This is a genomic window from Streptomyces sp. NPDC002209 (genome assembly GCF_042890265.1).
Classification (GTDB): domain Bacteria; phylum Actinomycetota; class Actinomycetes; order Streptomycetales; family Streptomycetaceae; genus Streptomyces.
On sequence record NZ_JBIARX010000007.1, the window covers coordinates 1 to 22,043 of the forward strand.

Below are 22,043 nucleotides of genomic sequence, written 5' to 3' on the forward strand. Positions count from 1 at the left end.
GTACGTCCAGTACTCGGGCGCCCCTCCGCCTTGCGATGCACGGCGCCAGACGACGCGGGCTTGACCGGCAAGATCCGAAAGAGACGACCTAGGCGTCCGGAGTGTCGTCCTCGTCGGGGGACGGGGGCTCCGGGTCCGCACCCGCCTCCGGGTCCGGCTTGCGCTTCGGCGGGCGGGTCAGGCCGCTGCTCGTGTCGCGCAGGTACGAGCCGTCGCCCGGCTCGGCCGGGGGCCCCGCCGGATCGCGGCGCCGCAGGTACCGCTCGAACTCCCGGGCGATGGCGTCGCCCGACGCCTCCGGCAGGTCCGCCGTGTCCCGCGCCTCCTCCAGCGTCTGGACGTACTCCGCCACCTCGCTGTCCTCCGCCGCCAGTTGGTCCACGCCGAGCTGCCACGCCCGCGCGTCCTCCGGGAGTTCGCCCAGCGGGATCCGGATGTCGATCAGATCCTCCAGCCGGTTCAGCAGGGCCAGCGTCGCCTTCGGGTTCGGCGGCTGGGAGACGTAGTGCGGGACCGCCGCCCACAGGGACACCGCGGGCACCCCGGCGTGCGTGCAGGCCTCCTGGAGGATGCCCACGATCCCCGTCGGGCCCTCGTACTTGGTCTCCTCCAGGTCCATCGTGCGCGCCAGGTCCGGGTCCGAGGTGACCCCGCTGACCGGCACCGGCCGCGTGTGCGGGGTGTCCCCGAGCAGAGCCCCCAGGATCACCACCATCTCCACGCCCAGTTCGTGCGCGAAGCCCAGGATCTCGTTGCAGAACGACCGCCACCGCATGGACGGTTCGATGCCCCGTACGAGGACGAGGTCACGCGGCTTCGCGCCGCCGATCCGGACCACCGACAGCCTCGTCGTCGGCCACGTGATCTTCCGTACCCCGTTGTCCAGCCACACCGTCGGCCGGTTGACCTGGAAGTCGTAGTAGTCCTCGGCGTCCAGCGCCGCGAAGACCTCGCCCTTCCACTCCCGGTCCAGGTGCGCGACCGCACCGGAGGCCGCGTCACCCGCGTCGTTCCAGCCCTCGAACGCGGCCACCATGACCGGGTCGATCAGCTCGGGCACGCCCTCAAGCTCGATCACCCAGGTCTCCTTCCGAAGTTCCCTTGCGTACGTGGGTCAGCCTAAGCCTTGAAGGGACACCGGCCACAGCCCACGACAGAGGGGCGGTTCCCCTCGGAACCGCCCCTCTTCCCCACCTGCGCAAGAGCTATGCCTTGCGGCTCAGCATCTCCTCGACGCGGGTGCGCACGGACTCGTCGTCCAGGCCGCGGACGGTCACCGTGGTACGCCGGCGCAGCACGTCGTCGACCGTCTCGGCCCACTCGTTGTCACGGGCGTAGGCGACCTGCGCCCAGATCTCCGGGCCGTCCGGGTGGATCCGCTCGGCCAGCGCCGCGTCCTCGTTCGCGAGGCGCGCGATGTCGAAGGCCAGCGAGCCGTAGTGGGAGGCCAGGTGGCGGGCGGTCAGCGGGTCCATCCGCGTGCCGGGCTCGCGGTCCACCAGGAGGCGGTGCGCGACGGCGTTCGGGTTGGCGACACCGGGCAGCGGCACCCGGCGTACGAGCGACTTCACCGGCTCCATGTCGTCGGTGAGCGGGCTGCCGGGCAGCTTGGCCAGCTTGTCCATGACGACGCGGCCGATGTGCCGGTACGTCGTCCACTTGCCGCCGGCCACCGACAGCATGCCGCCGGCGCCCTCGGAGACGACGGTCTCGCGCTTGGCCTTCTCGACGCCGCCGGGGCCGCCGGGCAGCACCCGCAGGCCGGCGAAGGCGTACGTCATCAGCGAGCGGTCGAGGTCGGCGTCCTTCACCGAGAACGCGGCCTCGTCCAGGATCTGCTGGATGTCGGACTCGGTGGCGCGCACGTCCGCCGGGTCGCCCTCGTACACCTCGTCGGTGGTGCCGAGCAGCAGCTGGTCCTCCCACGGGAGGGCGAAGGTGATGCGGTACTTGTCGATCGGGGTGGCCATGGCGGCCTTCCACGGCGACTTGCGCTTCATGACGATGTGCGCGCCCTTGGAGAGGCGGATCGACGGCATCGAGTGCTTGTCTTCCATGCGCCGCAGGTGGTCCACCCACGGGCCGGTGGCGTTGAGCACGACGCGTGCGTCGACGCCGAACTCGGTGCCGTCGAGGCGGTCCTTGAGCTCGGCACCGGTGACCCGGCCGCGCGTCATGCGCAGGCCGGTGACCTCGGCGTGGTTGAGGACGACCGCGCCCGACTCGACGGCCGCGCGGACCGTCATGACGGCGACGCGGGAGTCGTTCATCTGGTGGTCGTAGTAGACCGCGACGGCCTTCAGGTTGTCCGTCTTCAGGCCCGGGTTGTCGGCGGCGGCACGGGCCGGGGATATGACCTTGCCCATGCCGTCGCCGAAGGCCGAGAGGGCGGAGTAGGCGAAGACGCCCGCGCCCAGCTTGGCCGCACCCACCGGACCGCCCTTGTAGACCGGCAGGTAGAAGGTGAGCGGGTTGACCAGGTGCGGGGCCACGTCCTTGGCCAGCACCCGGCGCTCGTGGTGGTTCTCGGCGACCAGCTTGACCGCGCCGGTCTGCAGGTAGCGCAGACCGCCGTGGACGAGCTTGGAGGAGGCCGAGGAGGTGGCGCCGGCGAAGTCGCCGGCGTCCACCATGGCAACCCGCAGACCCGACTGCGCGGCGTGCCAGGCCACCGAGGTGCCCAGGATTCCACCGCCGATGACCAGCAGGTCGTACGTGGCCTTGGCCAGCTGCTCACGGGTCTCGGCGCGGCTCGCGTTCGAACCGGCGGTCGGGTGCGTGCCCAGAGTGGGAACGCTCTGCAGGCTGCTCATATCTCTTAGCTCCTCGTCGATTGACTCAGCTGGTGCGTCAGCTGGCGTCTTCGTCGTCGATCCAGCCCATGGACCGCTCGACGGCCTTGAGCCAGTTCTTGTACTCGCGGTCCCGCTGCTCGGCGGGCATCCGCGGGGTCCACTCCGCCGCGCGGCGCCAGTTGGCGCGCAGGGCGTCGGTGTCGGGCCAGAAGCCGACGGCCAGGCCGGCGGCGTAGGCGGCGCCGAGGCAGGTGGTCTCCGCGACCATGGGACGGACCACGGGGGCGTCCACGAAGTCGGAGAGGGTCTGCATCAGCAGGTTGTTGGAGGTCATGCCGCCGTCGACCTTGAGGGCCGCGAGCTCGACGCCCGAGTCCTTGGTCATGGCGTCGGTGATCTCGCGGGTCTGCCAGGCGGTGGCCTCCAGGACGGCACGGGCGATGTGCGCCTTGGTGACGTACCGGGTGAGGCCGGCGATCACACCGCGGGCGTCGGAGCGCCAGTACGGGGCGAACAGGCCGGAGAAGGCAGGCACGAAGTACGCGCCGCCGTTGTCGTCGACCGAGAGCGCGAGGGTCTCGATCTCGGCCGCGGTCTTGATCATGCCCATCTGGTCGCGCATCCACTGGACGAGCGAGCCGGTGACGGCGATGGAGCCCTCCAGGGCGTAGACCGGCTTCTGGTCGCCGATCTTGTAGCCGACCGTGGTCAGCAGGCCGCTGTAGGAGTTGATGACCTTGTCACCGGTGTTCATCAGCATGAACGTACCGGTGCCGTACGTGGACTTGGCCTCGCCCTCGGCGAAACAGGTCTGGCCGAAGAGCGCGGCCTGCTGGTCACCGAGCGCCGAGGCGACCGGGACACCGGCGAGGACGCCGTCCTTGACGTGGCCGTAGACCTCGGCGGAGGACTTGATCTCGGGGAGGATGTCGAGCGGCACCTCCATGGACTCCGCGATCTTGGCGTCCCACTCGAGGGTGTGCAGGTTCATCAGCATGGTGCGCGAGGCGTTGGTGACGTCCGTGACGTGCACACCGCCCTGGGCGCCACCGGTGAGGTTCCAGATGACCCACGAGTCCATGGTGCCGAAGAGGATGTCGCCGGCCTCGGCGCGCTCGCGCAGGCCCTCGACGTTGTCGAGCAGCCAGCGGGCCTTCGGACCGGCGAAGTAGCTCGCCAGCGGCAGGCCGGTCTCGCGGCGGAAGCGGTCCTGGCCGACGTTGCGGCCGAGTTCCTTGCAGAGGGCGTCGGTGCGGGTGTCCTGCCAGACCAGCGCGTTGTGGACCGGCTCGCCGGTGTTCTTGTCCCACAGGACGGTGGTCTCGCGCTGGTTGGTGATGCCGATGGCCTTGACGTCCGCGGCGGTGATCTCGGCCTTGGCGATGGCCCCGGCGACGACCTCCTGGACGTTGGTCCAGATCTCGGAGGCGTCGTGCTCGACCCAGCCCGGCTTCGGGAAGATCTGCTCGTGCTCCTTCTGGTCGACGGCGACGATGCGGCCGTCGCGGTCGAAGACGATGCAGCGGGAGGAGGTGGTGCCCTGGTCGATCGCGGCGATGAAGGGGCCGGTGCTGCTGGTCATGTGGCTGCTCCTGGCAGGTCTAGGTAGGCGGAATCAGGTGGGCAGTGCGATCTTGCGATACGTGCCGGTGCTGATCAGGCGAACGCGATGTTGTACAGACCACCGGCGAGGGCGGCACCGACGAGCGGGCCGACCACCGGGATCCAGGAGTATCCCCAGTCGGAGCCGCCCTTGTTGGGAAGCGGCAGCAGGGCGTGGACGATGCGCGGACCGAGGTCGCGGACCGGGTTGATGGCGTAGCCGGTCGGACCGCCCAGCGAGAGGCCGATGCCGACGACGACGAACGAGGTGATCAGGACGCCGATGACGCCGAGGCCCTTGCCGTTGTCCTGCAGGCCCTGGGTCAGGATCGCCAGGACCAGGACGGCCGTACCGATGATCTCGGTCGTGAGGTTCTGGACGACGTTGCGGATCTCGGGGCCGGTGGAGAAGACACCGAGGACCGGGCCGGCCTGGTCGTGCGGGTGCGGGTCCTCCGGGCCGAGCTTGGCGTCACGGATGTGCTCCGGGTCCGAGAGGTGCACCCGGAACTGTCCGTAGTACGTGATCCACATCAGGACCGCGCCGAGCATGGCGCCGAGGAGCTGTCCGGCGAAGTAGACCGGAACGTCGCTCCAGTCGCCGGTCTTGATGGCCAGACCGACGGTGACCGCCGGGTTGAGGTGCGCACCGGAGAGCGGGGCGGACACGTAGGCGGCGATCAGAACGGCGAAACCCCAGCCGAACGTGATCGCGAGCCAGCCTGCGTTCCTGGCCTTGGAGCTCTTGAGTGTCACGGCGGCGCAGACGCCACCGCCGAGCAGTGTGAGCAGGGCGGTACCGATGGTCTCGCCGATGAAGATGTCGGAGGTGGACACCCGCGACTCCTTTGCCTTGCAGGGGTGGGCGGACACCGGGTCCCGTCCGGTGGTCCGCGCACTCGGTGAGTGCTTCACCGGTCCTTGGCCTTGCCACACCCTAACGCGTATTGCCGGTAGGTGTTCGACAATGCCGACCGATGAACGGCAGTTTTCCGCTCAGGTGAAGAACGCGTCAAGGGTCGGCCAGGCCAAAGTGTCGGATCGTTACCACTAGGTACGATCAGCCAAACCCGGCCATCGGATGGCCGGAATATGGCGAAAAGAGGGCAGAAAGCAGCCAGGTGATGGCTGAAAATCGCCTGAAGGGGCCTAGAACCGGCCCGCGCCGAGGTCGCGTGAAACAGCGCGCGCACAGTCCCGTACGGACGCCACGAGGCTCGCCCGGGGCTCCCCGGACTCCCCGCACACCCGTTCCACGGCCCCCGCGACCGCCACCGCGCCCACCGGCATCCGGCGCCGGTCGTGGATCGGCGCCGCCACCGAGGCGATGCCGTCCCAGGTCTCCTCGACGTCCGCGGCCCAGCCGCGCGCCCGGGTCAGGTCGAGGACCTCCTCGAAGCCCGCGCCGTCCGTGACCGTCCGCGGGGTGAACGCCTCGCGCTCCGCCTCCAGCGCCTCCGTATGGGCGACCGGGTCGTACGCCGACAGGACCTTGCCCAGGGCCGTCGAGTGCAGCGGCTGCATGGCGCCCACCTCCAGCACCTGACGGCTGTCGTCCGGGCGGAACACGTGGTGCATGATCAGCACCCCGCTCTTGTGGAGCACGCCCACGTAGACGCTCTCGCCGCTCGCCCGGGCCAGATCATCCGTCCAGACCAGTGCACGGGCCCGCAGCTCGTGCACGTCCAGATAGCTGTTGCCCAGGCGCAGCAGCTCCGCGCCCAGCTGGTAGCGGCCCGAGGCGGGGTCCTGCTCCACGAAGCCCTCGGCCTGCAGCGTGCGCAGGATCCCGTGCGCCGTGCCCTTGGCCAGGCCCAGGGAGCTGGCCACGTCCGAAAGGCCCAGCCGGCGCTCGCCGCCCGCCAGGAGTCGCAGCATCGCAGCGGCTCGTTCGAGCGACTGGATGTTCCGTGCCATCGCGCAGCCTCCTGCTGACGTAGTTCGACAATGCTGAACAGTATCGGTCGATGTCGACCTTGTGCATCGTTGGGCGACTGTTCAGGCCTCCGTCGACCAGGACACCCCTGGCAGACCCCCGCGCACAGAATGCAGTCCGCCACGTGGGACACCCCCACCGGGGTTGCTGCCGCGCGGTTACCCTGACCGCGTGCACCCTTGACACAGCAAGGGTGCAAAGCCGACAGCCGTCGCATCCCAGGGAGCTCAACCATGGCCTCGTTGCCGAACCCGCCCGCTGACACCCAGACCAGGGCCGACGCCCTCCGAGAGGCGCTCGCGACCCGCGTGGTCGTCGCCGACGGAGCCATGGGAACGATGCTCCAGGCGCAGGACCCCTCGATGGAGGACTTCCAGCAGCTGGAGGGCTGCAACGAGGTCCTGAACGTCACCCGCCCCGACATCGTGCGCACGGTGCACGACGCGTACTTCGCGGTGGGCGTGGACTGCGTCGAGACCAACACCTTCGGCGCGAACTTCGCGGCACTCGCCGAGTACGACATCCCCGAACGCAACTTCGAGCTGTCGGAGTCCGGCGCCCGGATCGCCCGCGAGGTCGCCGACGAGTACACCGCCAAGAGCGGGCAGCAGCGCTGGGTCCTGGGCTCCATGGGCCCCGGCACCAAGCTGCCCACCCTCGGCCACATCGACTACGCGACGATCCGCGACGCCTACCAGGTCAACGCCGAGGGCCTGCTCTCCGGCGGGGCCGACGCCCTGCTCGTCGAGACCACCCAGGACCTCCTCCAGACGAAGTCCTCCGTCATCGGCGCCCGGCGCGCGATGGAGGCGCTCGGCGTGTCCGTCCCGCTGATCTGCTCCGTGACCGTCGAGACCACCGGCACCATGCTGCTGGGCTCCGAGATCGGCGCGGCCCTGACGGCGCTGGAGCCGCTCGGCATCGACATGATCGGCCTGAACTGCGCCACCGGTCCCGCCGAGATGAGCGAGCACCTGCGCTACCTGGCGCGGCACTCGCGCATCCCGCTCTCCTGCATGCCCAACGCCGGCCTGCCCGTCCTCGGCAAGAACGGCGCGCACTACCCGCTGTCGGCCCCCGAGCTCGCCGACGCCCAGGAGACCTTCGTCCGCGAGTACGGGCTCTCCCTCGTCGGCGGCTGCTGCGGTACGACCCCCGAGCACCTGCGCCAGGTCGTCGAGCGGGTCCGCGCCCTGAGCCCGGCCGTCCGCGAGCCGCGCCCGGAGCCCGGAGCGTCCTCGCTCTACCAGACGGTCCCGTTCCGGCAGGACACGTCGTACATGGCGATCGGCGAGCGGACGAACGCGAACGGGTCGAAGAAGTTCCGCGAGGCGATGCTCGAGGCCCGCTGGGACGACTGCGTCGAGATGGCCCGCGACCAGATCCGCGAGGGCGCGCACATGCTCGACCTGTGCGTGGACTACGTGGGCCGCGACGGCGTGGCCGACATGAAGGAGCTCGCCGGCCGGTTCGCGACCGCCTCGACGCTGCCGATCGTCCTGGACTCCACCGAGGTCCCCGTCATCCAGGCCGGCCTGGAGAAGCTCGGCGGGCGCGCCGTGATCAACTCCGTCAACTACGAGGACGGCGACGGCCCGGAGTCCCGGTTCGCCAAGGTCACCCGGCTGGCGCAGGAGCACGGCGCCGCGCTGATCGCGCTGACCATCGACGAGGAGGGCCAGGCCCGCACCGCCGAGCACAAGGTCGCCATCGCCGAGCGGCTCATCGACGACCTGACCGGCAACTGGGGCATCGGCGAGTCGGACATCCTCATCGACACGCTGACCTTCACGATCTGCACGGGCCAGGAGGAGTCCCGGGGCGACGGCATCGCCACGATCGAGGCGATCCGCGAGCTCAAGCGCCGCCACCCGGACGTCCAGACCACGCTCGGCCTGTCGAACATCTCCTTCGGCCTGAACCCGGCCGCCCGCGTGCTGCTGAACTCGGTCTTCCTCGACGAGTGCGTCAAGGCCGGCCTCGACTCGGCGATCGTCCACGCCAGCAAGATCCTGCCCATCGCCCGGTTCGACGACGAGCAGGTCGGCACCGCCCTCGACCTGATCTACGACCGCCGCGCCGAGGGCTACGACCCGCTCCAGAAGCTGATGGCCCTCTTCGAGGGCGTCAACACCAAGTCGCTGAAGGCCGGCCGCGCCGAGGAGCTCATGGCGCTGCCGCTGGACGAGCGGCTCCAGCGCCGGATCATCGACGGTGAGAAGAACGGCCTGGAGGCCGACCTCGACGAGGCCCTCCAGACCCGTCCGGCCCTGGACATCGTCAACGACACCCTGCTGGAGGGCATGAAGGTCGTCGGCGAGCTGTTCGGCTCCGGCCAGATGCAGCTGCCGTTCGTCCTGCAGTCCGCCGAGGTCATGAAGACGGCGGTCGCCTACCTCGAGCCGCACATGGAGAAGACCGACGACGAGGGCAAGGGCACCATCGTCCTCGCCACCGTCCGCGGGGACGTCCACGACATCGGCAAGAACCTCGTCGACATCATCCTCACCAACAACGGCTACAACGTCGTCAACATCGGCATCAAGCAGCCGGTCTCCGCGATCCTGGAGGCCGCACAGGAGCACAGGGCCGACGTCATCGGCATGTCCGGGCTGCTCGTGAAGTCGACCGTGATCATGAAGGAGAACCTGGAGGAGCTCAACCAGCGCAAGCTGGCGGCCGACTACCCGGTCATCCTCGGCGGCGCCGCCCTGACCCGCGCCTACGTCGAACAGGACCTCCACGAGATCTACGAGGGCGAGGTCCGCTACGCCCGCGACGCCTTCGAGGGCCTGCGCCTGATGGACGCCCTGATCGCCGTCAAGCGCGGCGTCCCCGGCGCCTCCCTGCCCGAGCTCAAGCAGCGCCGCGTCGCCAAGCGGGACACGCCCGCCCTCCAGGTCGAGGAGCCCGAGGAGAAGGGCGGCCGCTCCGACGTCGCGGTCGACAACCCGGTCCCGACCCCGCCGTTCTGGGGCACCCGCGTGGTCAAGGGCATCCCGCTGAAGGACTACGCCTCCTGGCTCGACGAGGGCGCCCTGTTCAAGGGCCAGTGGGGCCTCAAGCAGGCCCGCGCCGGCGGCGCCACGTACGAGGAGCTCGTCGAGAGCGAGGGCCGGCCGCGGCTGCGCGGCCTCCTCGAGAAGCTGCACACCGAGAACCTGCTCGAGGCGGCCGTCGTGTACGGCTACTTCCCCTGCGTGTCCAAGGGCGAGGACCTGATCATCCTCGACGACGACGGGAACGAGCGGACCCGCTTCACCTTCCCGCGCCAGCGCCGCGGCCGCCGCCTGTGCCTCGCCGACTTCTTCCGCCCGGAGGAGTCCGGCGAGACGGACGTCGTCGGCCTCCAGGTGGTCACCGTCGGGTCGAAGATCGGCGAGGCCACGGCCAAGCTGTTCGAGTCCGACTCCTACCGCGAGTACCTGGAGCTGCACGGCCTGTCGGTGCAGCTCGCCGAGGCCATGGCCGAGTACTGGCACGCCCGCGTCCGCGCCGAGCTCGGCTTCGGCGGCGAGGACCCGGCCGCGGTCGAGGACATGTTCGACCTGAAGTACCGCGGTGCCCGCTTCTCGCTCGGCTACGGAGCCTGCCCCGACCTGGAGGACCGCGCCAAGATCGCCGACCTCCTCCAGCCGGAGCGGATCGGCGTCCACCTCTCCGAGGAGTTCCAGCTCCACCCGGAGCAGTCCACCGACGCGATCGTCATCCACCACCCCGAAGCGAAGTATTTCAACGCACGCTGACGCGGACCGACGTACACTTGTCGGTCCCATACAGGCCGGTCGCCTGTTCCCCGGGGGATGCCCTATGGGGAAGAGGCGGCCGGCCTTCTCGTCCCCCGAGAGAGGTGTGCCGGATGACCAGCACCGTTCCCGCGCCCGTCGCCCGTACGGCCGACGGGCATGCCCTGCAGGCGGTGCTGCTCGACATGGACGGCACCCTCGTCGACACCGAGGGTTTCTGGTGGGAGATCGAGGTGGACGTCTTCGGCGAACTCGGCCACCGGCTCGACGAGGCCTGGCGCGACATCGTCGTCGGCGGGCCCATGACCCGCAGCGCCGCCTTCCTCATCGAGTCCACCGGCGCCGCCATCACCCTTTCGGAGCTGAGCGTCCTGCTCAACGAGCGCTTCGAGGCCCGGATCGCCGACCAGGTCCCGCTGATGCCGGGCGCCGAGCGGCTGCTGGCCGAGCTGGCCCGTCACAACGTGCCCACCGCCCTCGTCTCCGCCTCGCACCGCCGCGTCATCGACCGGGTGCTGCGCTCGCTGGGCCCCGAACGGTTCGCGCTGAGCGTGGCCGGCGACGAGGTGGCCCGCACCAAGCCGCACCCCGACCCGTACCTGCTGGCCGCCCGCACCCTCGGCGCGCACCCCTCCCGGTGCGCGGTCATCGAGGACACCGCGACCGGCGTCGCCTCCGCCGAGGCCGCGGGCTGCCGGGTCGTGGCCGTCCCCTCGGTCGGCGTCATCGCGCCCGCCCCGGGCCGCACCATCGTCCGGTCGCTGGAGGACGTCGATCTTCCGTTCCTGCGCTCCCTCATCACTCCGATGAACTGATCGCACACGCTCAGTGCCGAACGGAACGCCCGCCTGACCGAGGCCCCACGGAAGGATCTTCCGTTCCATGGCCCGGAGGCTGAAATTCCATCCTTTCCCTGGCGGTTGTCCCGGGTGACCTTTGTCACGCGCCAAGCCCCCCACGGACCTGTCCGGGGGCCCGGAAAGCTTCCCTTGTGTCCGGATTGATCAGCTCCTGACCGAATCTGCGGTGACTCCTACATGGACAGGCAGTCCGCACCCATCACCGTGCGATTACGCCCCAAGTCCTGCCAGTTCAAGCCATCCCGTCCCAGGCCACTAATGTCGACGCGGGCACTACGCCGCACCTCTGCTGACCCGGGCACACACCCATGTGCCCGGACCGCGTGGACCGATCGTCACAACACCGGCCCGATCGTTCCGCCCTGAACGGGCGACCGCCGCGAAGTGCCCTTTACGCCGCTTTGAGCAAGTGCCGGTCAAGGGAGTACTTCCAGCATGAACCGCAAGACCCTGGTGCTGACGGCTGCGGCCGGACTGCTCACCCCCGCGCTCGCCGCATGCGGCAGCACGAGCGGAGGCGGAGCAGGATCCGGAGCGATCGTCGTCGGCACCACCGACCGGTTCGAGGCAGCCGACTACGCTCCCGCACCGTTCGACCCGGCCTACGCCTACGACGCCGGCGCCTGGAACGTCCTGCGGCAGACCGTCCAGACGCTGATGCACACCCCCCGCGGCGGCGGCCAGCCCGTCCCCGAAGCGGCCTCCGACTGCCGCTTCACCGACACCGGCAACGAGAGCTACCGCTGCACCCTGCGGCCCGACCTCAAGTTCGCCGACGGCGAGCCGCTCACCGCGAAGGACGTCAAGTTCTCCATCGAGCGCGTCCTCGCCATCAAGGACGAGAACGGCCCCTCCTCGCTGCTCTCCACCGTCGACACCGTCGAGGTGAAGGCCGCCGACACCGTCGTCTTCCACCTGAAGACCCCGGACGCGACCTTCCCGCAGAAGCTCTCCACCCCCGCCGCCGGCATCGTGAGCGCCAAGAACTACGACGCCAAGAAGCTCCGCGAGGGCTTCTCCGTCGACGGCTCCGGCCCGTACACGATGAAGGCCGAGGTCAAGGACGACCACCTCGTCCGGGCCGTCTTCAGCAAGAACCCGTACTACAAGGGCGACCTCAAGCTGCAGAACGACAAGGTCGAACTGCGCACCTTCAACGACTCCGCGGCCATGGGCAAGGCACTCACCGCCGGATCCATCCACATGGTCTCCCGCACCCTCTCGCCCGCCCAGATCACCGAGTTCGCCGCCAAGCCGCCCAAGGGCGTCAAGCTGGTCCCGATGCCCGGCCTGGAGATCCGCTACATCGGCTTCAACACCGACGCCCCGGCCGTCAAGGACAAGGCCGTCCGCCAGGCCCTCGCCGCCGCCGTCGACCGCAACGCGATCATCGACAAGGTCTACGGCAAGTCCGCGCAGCCCCTGTACTCGCTGGTCCCCACCACCCTGACGGGCCACGTCAACTCCTTCTTCAACAAGTACGGCGAAGCCAACACCGCGAAGGCCGCCGACCTGCTGAAGAACGCCGGGATCAAGACCCCGGTCAAGCTGACGCTGAACTACACCAAGGACCACTACGGCGACGGCACGGCCACCGAGTTCGAGACCCTGAAGAACCAGCTGAACTCCACCCAGCTGTTCGACATCACCGTCCAGGGCTCCGACTGGTCCGACTTCCGGCCCGCGCAGAAGAAGGGCGACTACGCCGCCTACGGGCTCGGCTGGTTCCCCGACTACCCCGACGCCGACAACTTCCTCGCTCCCTTCCTCGAGCAGGACAACTTCCTGGGCACGCCGTACGCCAACGCAGCGGTGCGCACCAAGCTCATCCCCGACTCCCGGCGCGCCGTCGACCGCAACGTCGCCGTCCCCGCGATCACGGAGATGCAGGACATCGTCGCCGAGGACGTGCCCGTCCTGCCGCTGTGGCAGGGCAAGCAGTACGTCGCCGCGCGCGACGGGATCACCGGAGTGGAGTGGTCGGTCAACGCCATCTCCGACCTCCAGCTGTGGGAACTCGGCCGCGGTGTCAGCGGCTGAGACCGGCAGCAACCGGCAGCAACCGGCGGCGGGTGTCGCAGGCCGGCGGAACGAAACAGTGAGACTGTGAAGGACGTTCGCGTGAATCGACGTAACCAGTGGTTGGCGGCCCCGCTCGGCGCAGCCACCGCCGCCGCGCTGCTCAGCGGTTGCGGTTCGACCGGCAGCCCCACCGCCGGCGGCGGCAAGGGCGTGGTCATGGGGATATCCGACAAGGTGAAGTCCACCGACCCCGCATCGGGCTACGACCCGGGGTCCTGGCTGCTCTTCAACAACGTCTTCCAGTCCCTGCTGAGCTTCCCCAAGGGCGGCACCACCCCCGAGCCCGACGCCGCCCAGGCCTGCAACTTCGAAGGCGGCGACAGCAAGCTCTACAAGTGCACCCTGCGCACCGGCCTGAAGTTCAGCAACGGCCACGCCCTCACCGCGAAGGACGTCAAGTTCTCCTTCGAGCGCACGCTGAAGATCAATGACGCCAACGGCCCGTCCGTGATGCTGTCCTCGATCGCCGGCATCGACACCCCCGACGACAAGACCGTCGTCTTCCGCCTCAAGACCTCCGACGCGACCTTCCCCAGCAAGATCGCATCGGGCGCGGGCTCCATCGTCGACCACAGCGAATACCCGGCCGACAAGCTCCGCACCGACGGCAAGGCCGTCGGCTCCGGCGTCTACAAGCTGGACTCGATGAACGAGAAGAGCGCCAGCTTCTCCGTCAACGACTCCTACAGCGGCAAGGCCAAGGCCAAGAACACCGGCGTCACCCTCAAGTTCTTCAACGAGGACCAGGCCGCCCTCAAGAAGGTCCTGGAAAGCGGCGAGGTCGACTTCGCCTTCCGCGGCCTGGCCGCCAAGGACATCGCGAGCCTGTCCTCCACCAAGACCGGGGACCACAAGGTCGAGGTCGTCCAGGGCACCGGCGCCGAAGTCGAGCACCTCGTCTTCAACATGAACGACCCGGTCGCCGGAAAGCTCCCCATCCGCAAGGCCATCGCCTACCTCGTCGACCGCGAAGCGCTCGTCAAGGACGTCTACGACGGCACCGCGACCGCGCTGTACTCGATCGTCCCGGCCGGCATCGGCTCCCACAACACCGCCTTCTTCGACCGCTACGGCGGCAGCCCCCAGCCGAAGAAGGCCGAAGCCGTCCTGCGCGCCGCCGGCATCAAGGACAAGGTGAAGATCACCCTGTACTCGACGCCCACCCGCTACGGCCCGTCCACGGACCAGGAATTCCAGCTCATCGCCAAGCAGCTCAACGAGAGCGGGCTCTTCGAGGCCGACGTCAAGTCCGTCGAGTTCGGGCAGTACGAGAAGGACATCCAGGACGGCAAGTACGGCGTGTACGTGAAGGGCTGGGTGCCCGACTACCCGGACGCCGACAACTTCACGCAGCCGTTCTTCGGCCCGGACAACGTCCTGCGCAACAACTACGACAACAAGGAGATCACCGGGACCATCATCCCGTCGACCTCCACGAAGTCCGACCGCACCGCGGCCACCGTCGACTACAACCGCCTCCAGGACATCGTCGCCGACGAGATCCCGCTCCTCCCGCTCTGGCAGGGCAAGCAGTACGCCGTCACCCGCCAGAACGTGACGGGCCTGCAGTGGTCGCTGGACGCCTCCACCGTCTTCCGCTTCTGGGAGATCAGCAAGGGCTGACCCGTACCCGGTACGGCGAAGGGGCCGGCAGCCGCACGATGCGGCTGCCGGCCCCTTCGGCTGCTCCCGGCCGGCCCGGCCACGACCGGCGCGCTACTGCCCCGCGCCCGGCCGCACCAGACCGCTCTCGTACGCGTACACCGCCGCCTGGACCCGGTCACGCAGACCCAGCTTCGTCAGCACGTGCCCCACATGCGTCTTCACCGTCGTCTCGCTCACGAACAGGTCCGCCGCGATCTCCGCGTTCGACAGGCCCCGCGCCACCAGCTTCAGCACCTCGACCTCCCGCTCGGTCAGCGTCCCCAAGGTGTCCGGCACGCTGTCCTCGCCCGACGGCAGATGGCCCGCGTACTTGTCCAGCAGCCGCCGCGTGATGCTCGGCGCCAGCATCGCCTCGCCGCCCGCCACCACCCGGATCGCCTGCACCAGCTCATTGGCCGGCGCATCCTTCAGCAGGAACCCGCTCGCCCCCGCCCGCAGCGCCTCCACCACGTACTCGTCCAGATCGAACGTGGTCAGCACGAGCACCTTCGCCGGCCCGTCCCGGCCCGGCCCGGTGATCTGCCGCGTCGCCTCCACCCCGTCCATCCGGGGCATCCGGATGTCCATCAGCACCACATCGGGCTGCAGCGCCCGCACCTGGTCCAGCGCCTGCAGACCGTCCCCGGCCTCCCCGACGACCGCCAGGTCCTGTTCGGCCTCCAGGATCATCCGGAAGCCGGTGCGCAGCAGCGGCTGGTCGTCGACCAGTAGGACGCGGATCGCCACGGGGTGTACCTCGTATTCGTACGGCGGCAACGACGGACGCCGCCCATTCTGCCCCGCGCGGCCCGTCAGGATTCCTCGGGGCGGCCCGCCCCCGCCTCCGCCCCCGGCCTCGGGATGATCATCAGAGGATAGGCCGGGGGAGTCCCCCCGAACTCCGGACACACCGCCCGGTGATCACACCAGCCGCACAGCTTCGTCGGACGCGGCCGCCAGTCACCCGTCTCCGTCGCCTCCTTGATCGCCTCCCACAGCGCCAGCAGCTTGCGCTCCACCCGCTCCAGATCCGCGATCACCGGGTCGTACGTCAGCACGTCCCCACTGCCCAGATACACCAGCTGCAGCCGCCGCGGCACCACCTGCTTCAGCCGCCACACCACCAGCGCGTAGAACTTCATCTGGAACAGCGCACCCTCGGCGTACTCCGGCCGCGGAGCCTTGCCCGTCTTGTAGTCGACGATCCGCACCTCACCCGACGCAGCCACGTCCACCCGGTCGATGATCCCGCGCAGCCGCAGCCCCGACTCCAGCTCCGTCTCCACGAAGAACTCCCGCTCCACCGGCTCCAGCCGCGTCGGGTCCTCCAGCGTGAACCACCGCTCCACCAGCGCCTCGGCCTCCGTCAGCCAACGCGCCAGCCCCGCGCCCCCGTCCCCCTCCGGGAACAGCTCCACCAGCTCCGGCTTCGACTCCAGCAGCCGGTCCCACTGCCCCGGAACCAGCGCCTTCGCCCGCGGGGCCGTCCGCTCCTGCGCAGGATGGTCGAACAACCGCTCCAGCACCGCATGCACCAGCGTGCCCCGCGTCGCCGCGGCACTCGGCTTCTCCGGCAGCTTGTCGATCACCCGGAACCGGTACAGCAGCGGGCACTGCATGAAATCGCTCGCCCGCGAAGGGGACAGCGAAGAAGGCGCCACAGCGCGCGGCGCTGCATCGGCATCGGCTGCGCCAGGAACCGGACCGGGACTCGTCGTCATGGACAAAACCCTACGACCCGCCACGGACAGCGCGCGCATACCATCGACGCCGAGCCCCCTCGCACTGCATGATCGGAGCATCACACCGCGCCACCACGCACCCCGCCCCGCACCGACCGTGCACCTGAACCACACTGAAAGCACCGCCGGCCGCAACCCGCCGGACAGCACCGAACGAAGGACACCCGTGGCAGACACCGACGAAACCGGCGAGCGCGCCGCCAAGCGCCCCGGACCGGGCGGCGGCATCCTCATGGGCCGCCCCTTCGGCGTCCCCGTCTACGTCTCGCCCAGCTGGTTCCTCGTCGCCGCCCTCATCACCTGGGTCTTCGGCGACCAGCTCGACCGCGTCCTGCCCGACCTCGGCCCCGCCCGCTACCTCGTCTCCCTCTTCTTCGCCGTAGCGTTCTACGCCTCCGTCCTCGTCCACGAACTCGCCCACACCGTCGCCGCCCTCCGCTTCAAACTCCCCGTGCGACGCATCCAGCTCCAGTTCTTCGGCGGAGTCTCCGAGATCGAGAAGGAATCCGAGACCCCCGGCCGCGAATTCGTCCTCGCCTTCGTCGGCCCCCTCCTCTCCCTCCTCCTCACCGGCGCCTTCTACCTCGGCATGGAACTCGTCGACCCCGCCAGCGTCCCCGGCGTCCTCCTCGCCGGCCTGATGATCTCCAACCTGCTCGTCGCCGCCTTCAACCTGCTCCCCGGCCTCCCCCTCGACGGCGGCCGCATGCTCCGCGCCGTCATCTGGGGCATCACCGGCAAACCCATGACCGGCACCGTCGCCGCCGCCTGGGTCGGCCGCGCCCTCGCCGTCGCCGTCCTCCTCGGCCTGCCCCTCATCACCCACACCGGCATCCTCGGCCCGGGCACCGGCGACATCGGCGGCATGAACACCGTCATGGACGCCCTGCTCGCCGCGATCCTCGCCGCCATCATCTGGACCGGCGCCGGAAACAGCCTCCGCATGGCCCGCCTGCGCGAACACCTCCCCGAACTGCGCGCCCGCACCCTCACCCGCCGCGCCGTCCCCGTCGAGAACACCACCCCCCTCTCCGAAGCCCTGCGCCGCGCCGTCGCAGCAGGAGCCCGCGCCATCGTCGTCGTCGACGGCCACGGCGAACCCGTCTCCATCGTCCGCGAGACCGCCATCGCCTCCGTCCCCGAACACCGCCGCCCCTGGGTCGACGTCAGCACCCTCGCGCAAGACCTCACCGACGGAATGAAGGTTTCCGCGGAACTCTCCGGCGAAGAACTCCTCGACCACCTCCGCGCCACCCCCGCCACCGAATACCTCGTCGTCGAACCCGGCGGCGAGATCTACGGCGTCCTCTCCACCCTCGACGTCGAAAGGGCCTTCGTGAAGGCCATGGCGCGGCCCCAGTCCTGAAGCCAATACACTGGTCACATGTCCGAACCGACCGGTGCCGCCCGCCGACGCGGGCCCTTCGAGGTCGGGGACCAGGTTCAGCTCACCGACCCCAAGGGCCGCCACTACACGTTCACGCTCGAAGCAGGGAAGAATTTCCACACCCACAAGGGTTCCTTCCCGCACGACGAGCTGATCGGTGCTCCCGAGGGCAGTGTTGTCCGTACCACGGGGAACGTCGCGTACCTCGCGCTGCGCCCCCTGCTCCCCGACTATGTCCTGTCCATGCCCCGCGGTGCCGCCGTGGTCTACCCCAAGGACGCAGGCCAGATCCTGGCCTTCGCCGACATCTTCCCCGGCGCCCGCGTCGTGGAAGCAGGCGTCGGCTCCGGCTCCCTGAGCAGCTTCCTGCTGCGCGCCATCGGCGACCAGGGCATGCTCCACAGCTACGAGCGCCGCGCGGACTTCGCCGAGATCGCCACCGCCAACGTCGAGCGCTACTTCGGCGGCCCCCACCCGGCGTGGAAGCTGACCGTGGGCGACCTCCAGGACAACCTGGACGAGACCGACGTCGACCGCGTGATCCTCGACATGCTCGCCCCCTGGGAGTGCCTGGAGGCGGTCAAGAAGGCCCTCGTCCCCGGCGGCATCCTCTGCTGCTACGTGGCCACCACCACCCAGCTGTCCAAGACCGTCGAGTCCATCCGCGAGATCGGCTGCTTCGCCGAGCCGCAGCCGTGGGAATCGATGATCCGCAACTGGCACGTGGAAGGCCTCGCCGTCCGCCCGGACCACCGGATGATCGGCCACACCGGCTTCCTCGTCACCGCCCGCCGCCTCGCGGACGGCGTCGAGCCCCCGATGCGCCGCCGCCGCCCCGCCAAGGGCGCGTACGGCGAGGACTACGACGGACCCGGCAGCGACCGGTCCGCCTAGTCCGGCACCGGCGACCGGGGCCGCCCCGGCCCCACCCAACACCAAGGCGCTGTGGCGCAGTTCCCCGAACGATCCGGGAACTGCGCCACAGCGCCTTTTCGTTGTCCTCCACACCGGCCCAGCCGACGCGGACCCGGCCGTTCCACCCCCGTGTGAGGTGTGGCACGATGCTGGCTCCCCGTCACCGTTCGCACAGGAGACACCCCGCGTGCCGCACCGCCCCTCCGAGCCGACGCCGACACTGGAGACCCTCGCGCACAACAGCGCCGGGCCCCTCCACTGGCTCGCCACGGCCACCGCCATGGCCGCCGTCATGGCCGCCGCGGGACTCCTCCAGCCGGACGCGGCCGCCACCGGCCACTCCACGGCCCCCGCAAACGGCCCCCAGGCCCCCCAGGCCGCCGCCCCCGACCCGGCCGCGGTCACCTACCCCCTGGACTGCAAGGGCCTCCCCGTCGCCGTCACGGCCACCGCCCAGGGCGACCTCGACGGCGACGGCCGCCCCGAAACCGTCGCCGCCGTCCGCTGCGACGCCGGCTCCGGCACCCCGCCCCACGCGATCTACGTACTCACCCGGGACAAAACCCCCGGCGCCGCACCCCGGGTCGTCGCCACCCTCCTCGAGGCCGGAAAACGGCAGACCGCCACCGATCTCACCATCCGCGACGGAGTCGTCACCGCCAGTCTCCTCGGCTACTCCTCACCCGAGGTGCCGCGCTACAGCCCCGACGTGAAACAGCTCGCCAAGTGGCGCTGGAGCGGCGGAAAATTCCGCCAGGAGCTGACGAACTCAGACGCCAGGAGTGTTTGAACCATCACTCCGCGTCGGGGCCGTACACCTCGACCCTGTCCGAAACACGCCTCACGTGGATGCAGTCACCCGGGCACTCCTTCGCCGAGTCCACCACGTCCTGCAGCAGCGTCAAAGGAACCGGAGTGGTCGCCCCCGCGTCCACCAGCAGCTCGTCCTCGGGGCTCTTCACGTACGCCAGACCATCGATGTCCAGCTCGAACACCTCCGGCGCGTACTGCACGCAGATCCCGTCACCGGTGCAGAGGTCCTGGTCGATCCAGACCTCCAGCGGCTCGCCGGCCTGCCCGCCGCCGTCCGCGGAAGCCTCCTGCTGCACGGTCATATCTCCTGCCGTTCCCTGCGCTCAGTGATCCGTTTCCGCCACGGGCCCGCGGCAAGTCGCGCGAGCCCTGACGGGTGTTGAACAGTTCGACCTTACAACCGGCCGCTTTCCGATGTTGATGGGTGGGTATTTCCTTGGCGTGAGGGAGTACGCAAGGGTGAAGATCGGACACACCCCTACCGTCTTTGTGATCTAGGGGTTTCAATCACCACCAGCCCAGGTAGGGTCAGGAAGCGTCCAGCTCCCCTTGGAGGAGGTGAGGACCGTGGCAGCCCACGACGACGACAACAACCGCGGCATCCGGCCGGGGCGAGGGTCTGAGGACCCCGCCGGCCAGGTTGCCTATCTCGAGCAGGAAATCGCCGTCCTGCGACGTAAGCTCGCCGACTCTCCGCGACACACGAGGATTCTCGAAGAGCGGATCGTCGAGCTCCAGACAAACCTGGCCGGCGTCTCCGCACAAAACGAGCGACTGGCAAATACGCTCCGTGAGGCCCGCGACCAGATCATCGCACTCAAGGAGGAAGTCGACCGGCTCGCACAGCCGCCGGCCGGCTTCGGTGTCTTCCTTCAGGCGAACGAAGACGGCACCGTCGACATCTTCACCGGCGGCCGAAAGCTCCGTGTGAACGTCAGCCCCAGCGTCGAACCGGAAGACCTCCGGCGCGGCCAGGAGGTCATGCTCAACGAGGCCCTCAACGTGGTCGAGGCCATGGAGTTCGAACGGGCCGGGGACATCGTCACCCTCAAGGAGATCCTCGAGGACGGCGAGCGCGCCCTGGTGGTCGGGCACACCGACGAGGAAAGGGTGGTGAGGCTCGCCGAGCCGCTCCTGGACATCACCATCCGCCCCGGCGACGCCCTCCTGCTCGAACCCCGCTCCGGCTACGTCTACGAGGTCGTCCCCAAGAGCGAGGTCGAAGAACTCGTCCTCGAAGAGGTCCCCGACATCGACTACGACAAGATCGGCGGCCTGGGCGACCAGATCGAGCTGATCCGCGACGCCGTCGAGCTCCCGTACCTCTACCCCGACCTCTTCAAAGAGCACGAACTGCGGCCCCCCAAGGGCATCCTGCTCTACGGCCCCCCCGGCTGCGGCAAGACGCTCATCGCCAAGGCCGTGGCCAACTCCCTTGCCAAGAAGGTCGCCGAGGTGACCGGCCAGCCCGCCGGGAAGTCCTACTTCCTGAACATCAAGGGCCCCGAACTCCTCAACAAGTACGTCGGCGAGACCGAGCGGCACATCCGCCTCGTCTTCCAGCGTGCCCGCGAGAAGGCCAGCGAGGGCACCCCCGTCATCGTCTTCTTCGACGAGATGGAATCCCTCTTCCGCACCCGCGGATCCGGAGTCAGCTCGGACGTGGAGAACACCATCGTCCCCCAGCTGCTCGCCGAGATCGACGGCGTGGAAGGCCTGGAGAACGTCATCGTCATCGGCGCCTCCAACCGCGAGGACATGATCGACCCGGCCATCCTGCGACCCGGCCGGCTCGACGTGAAGATCAAGATCGAACGCCCCGACGCCGAAGCGGCCCGGGACATCTTCGCCAAGTACCTCAAGGCCTCGCTGCCGCTCCACAGCGACGACCTCTCCGAGCACTCCGGCTCGCCCGAGGTCGCCGTCCACAGCATGATCCAGACCGTCGTCGAGCAGATGTACGCCGAAACCGAGGAAAACCGCTTCCTCGAGGTCACGTACGCCAACGGCGACAAGGAAGTCCTCTACTTCAAGGACTTCAACTCCGGCGCCATGATCCAGAACATCGTGGACCGTGCGAAGAAGATGGCCATCAAGGCCTTCCTCGAGCACAACCAGAAGGGCCTTCGCGTCGCCCACCTCCTCCAGGCCTGCGTGGACGAGTTCAAGGAGAACGAAGACCTGCCCAACACCACCAACCCGGACGACTGGGCCCGGATCTCCGGAAAGAAGGGCGAGCGGATCGTCTTCATCCGCACCCTCGTCACCGGAAAGCAGGGCGCAGACACCGGACGCTCCATCGACACGGTGGCAAACACCGGTCAGTACCTCTGATCGAACAGGGCGGCTGCGGATGCCCTCACCGGGCACCCGCAGCCGACTGCTTTACCGACTGCTCTTTTCAGCCGGTGACGGGGCGAAGTCAATGACTGAAATGATCTCCCCACCAGCGCGGAGTGGTTCTAGGCTCTTCCGTACCGCCGGTCGCGCAGTGCGGGGACGGGCACCGCACACGCACCGG

16 protein-coding genes are annotated in these 22,043 nt (G+C 69.2%); 8 read left to right on the top strand and 8 right to left on the bottom strand.

Translation table 11 applies throughout. The annotated features are described in order from the left end of the window. Positions 1-88 precede the first annotated feature (88 nt). The 5 genes from ACFYXK_RS15895 to ACFYXK_RS15915 form a co-directional block, all read right to left on the bottom strand. Positions 89-1,078 carry a PAC2 family protein gene (locus tag ACFYXK_RS15895; RefSeq protein ID WP_389411666.1) on the bottom strand — a complete coding sequence of 330 codons (990 nt, stop codon included), beginning with the start codon at positions 1,076-1,078 and terminating at the stop codon, positions 89-91. A gap of 127 nt (positions 1,079-1,205) precedes the next feature. Next, entirely contained in the window at positions 1,206-2,813 is a 1,608-nt protein-coding gene (locus tag ACFYXK_RS15900; RefSeq protein ID WP_389411667.1) for an FAD-dependent oxidoreductase, read from the bottom strand. Between the two features lie 37 nt (positions 2,814-2,850). Further along, positions 2,851-4,377 carry a glycerol kinase GlpK gene (glpK, locus tag ACFYXK_RS15905; RefSeq protein ID WP_389411668.1) on the bottom strand — a complete coding sequence of 509 codons (1,527 nt, stop codon included), beginning with the start codon at positions 4,375-4,377 and terminating at the stop codon, positions 2,851-2,853. Positions 4,378-4,451: 74 nt separating this feature from the next. Then, positions 4,452-5,234: an MIP/aquaporin family protein gene (locus ACFYXK_RS15910; RefSeq protein ID WP_389411669.1), complete on the bottom strand. Its 783-nt coding sequence runs from the start codon at positions 5,232-5,234 to the stop codon at positions 4,452-4,454. Between the two features lie 312 nt (positions 5,235-5,546). Then, a complete protein-coding gene (locus tag ACFYXK_RS15915; protein ID WP_030294317.1) occupies positions 5,547-6,314 on the bottom strand; it encodes an IclR family transcriptional regulator in 768 nt (255 codons plus the stop codon). A gap of 252 nt (positions 6,315-6,566) precedes the next feature. On the opposite strand from ACFYXK_RS15915, the gene metH reads away from it, so the two are divergent. The 4 genes from metH to ACFYXK_RS15935 all read left to right on the top strand — a co-directional run bounded on the left by metH (position 6,567) and on the right by ACFYXK_RS15935 (position 14,644). Next, positions 6,567-10,079 (top strand): methionine synthase, encoded by a 3,513-nt coding sequence (gene metH, locus ACFYXK_RS15920; RefSeq protein WP_389411670.1) that lies wholly within the window; start codon positions 6,567-6,569, stop codon positions 10,077-10,079. A gap of 113 nt (positions 10,080-10,192) precedes the next feature. Then, positions 10,193-10,894, top strand: coding sequence for an HAD family hydrolase (locus ACFYXK_RS15925; RefSeq protein WP_383512201.1), 702 nt, complete (start codon positions 10,193-10,195; stop codon positions 10,892-10,894). A 480-nt stretch (positions 10,895-11,374) separates the two neighbouring features. Next, positions 11,375-12,979, top strand: a complete 1,605-nt coding sequence (locus ACFYXK_RS15930; RefSeq protein WP_389411671.1) for an ABC transporter substrate-binding protein — start codon at positions 11,375-11,377, stop codon at positions 12,977-12,979. Between the two features lie 81 nt (positions 12,980-13,060). Beyond that, the gene (locus tag ACFYXK_RS15935) at positions 13,061-14,644 is read left to right on the top strand and encodes an ABC transporter substrate-binding protein (RefSeq protein WP_389411672.1); all 1,584 of its coding nucleotides are present in this window, start codon (positions 13,061-13,063) and stop codon (positions 14,642-14,644) included. Between the two features lie 93 nt (positions 14,645-14,737). On the opposite strand, the gene ACFYXK_RS15940 is transcribed toward ACFYXK_RS15935, so the two are convergent. Both ACFYXK_RS15940 and ACFYXK_RS15945 read right to left on the bottom strand, forming a co-directional pair. Further along, a complete protein-coding gene (locus tag ACFYXK_RS15940; protein ID WP_030294322.1) occupies positions 14,738-15,412 on the bottom strand; it encodes a response regulator transcription factor in 675 nt (224 codons plus the stop codon). 65 nt (positions 15,413-15,477) lie between these two features. Further along, complete coding sequence (locus tag ACFYXK_RS15945; RefSeq protein ID WP_389411673.1) at positions 15,478-16,386, bottom strand: RecB family exonuclease; 909 nt, start codon at positions 16,384-16,386, stop codon at positions 15,478-15,480. On the opposite strand from ACFYXK_RS15945, the gene ACFYXK_RS15950 reads away from it, so the two are divergent. The 3 genes from ACFYXK_RS15950 (at position 16,283) to ACFYXK_RS15960 (ending at position 19,499) form a co-directional block, all read left to right on the top strand. Then, positions 16,283-17,773, top strand: a complete 1,491-nt coding sequence (locus ACFYXK_RS15950; RefSeq protein ID WP_389411674.1) for a site-2 protease family protein — start codon at positions 16,283-16,285, stop codon at positions 17,771-17,773. The two genes, ACFYXK_RS15945 and ACFYXK_RS15950, sit on opposite strands and share 104 nt — an antisense overlap. An 18-nt stretch (positions 17,774-17,791) precedes the next feature. Next, complete coding sequence (locus tag ACFYXK_RS15955) at positions 17,792-18,688, top strand: tRNA (adenine-N1)-methyltransferase (protein ID WP_202202287.1); 897 nt, start codon at positions 17,792-17,794, stop codon at positions 18,686-18,688. 208 nt (positions 18,689-18,896) lie between these two features. After that, positions 18,897-19,499 carry a hypothetical protein gene (locus tag ACFYXK_RS15960; RefSeq protein ID WP_389411675.1) on the top strand — a complete coding sequence of 201 codons (603 nt, stop codon included), beginning with the start codon at positions 18,897-18,899 and terminating at the stop codon, positions 19,497-19,499. Positions 19,500-19,503: 4 nt separating this feature from the next. On the opposite strand, the gene ACFYXK_RS15965 is transcribed toward ACFYXK_RS15960, so the two are convergent. Next, positions 19,504-19,824: a ferredoxin gene (locus ACFYXK_RS15965; protein WP_383512191.1), complete on the bottom strand. Its 321-nt coding sequence runs from the start codon at positions 19,822-19,824 to the stop codon at positions 19,504-19,506. Between the two features lie 265 nt (positions 19,825-20,089). On the opposite strand from ACFYXK_RS15965, the gene arc reads away from it, so the two are divergent. Beyond that, entirely contained in the window at positions 20,090-21,856 is a 1,767-nt protein-coding gene (gene arc / locus ACFYXK_RS15970) for a proteasome ATPase (protein ID WP_383512189.1), read from the top strand. Positions 21,857-22,043: the final 187 nt, after the last annotated feature.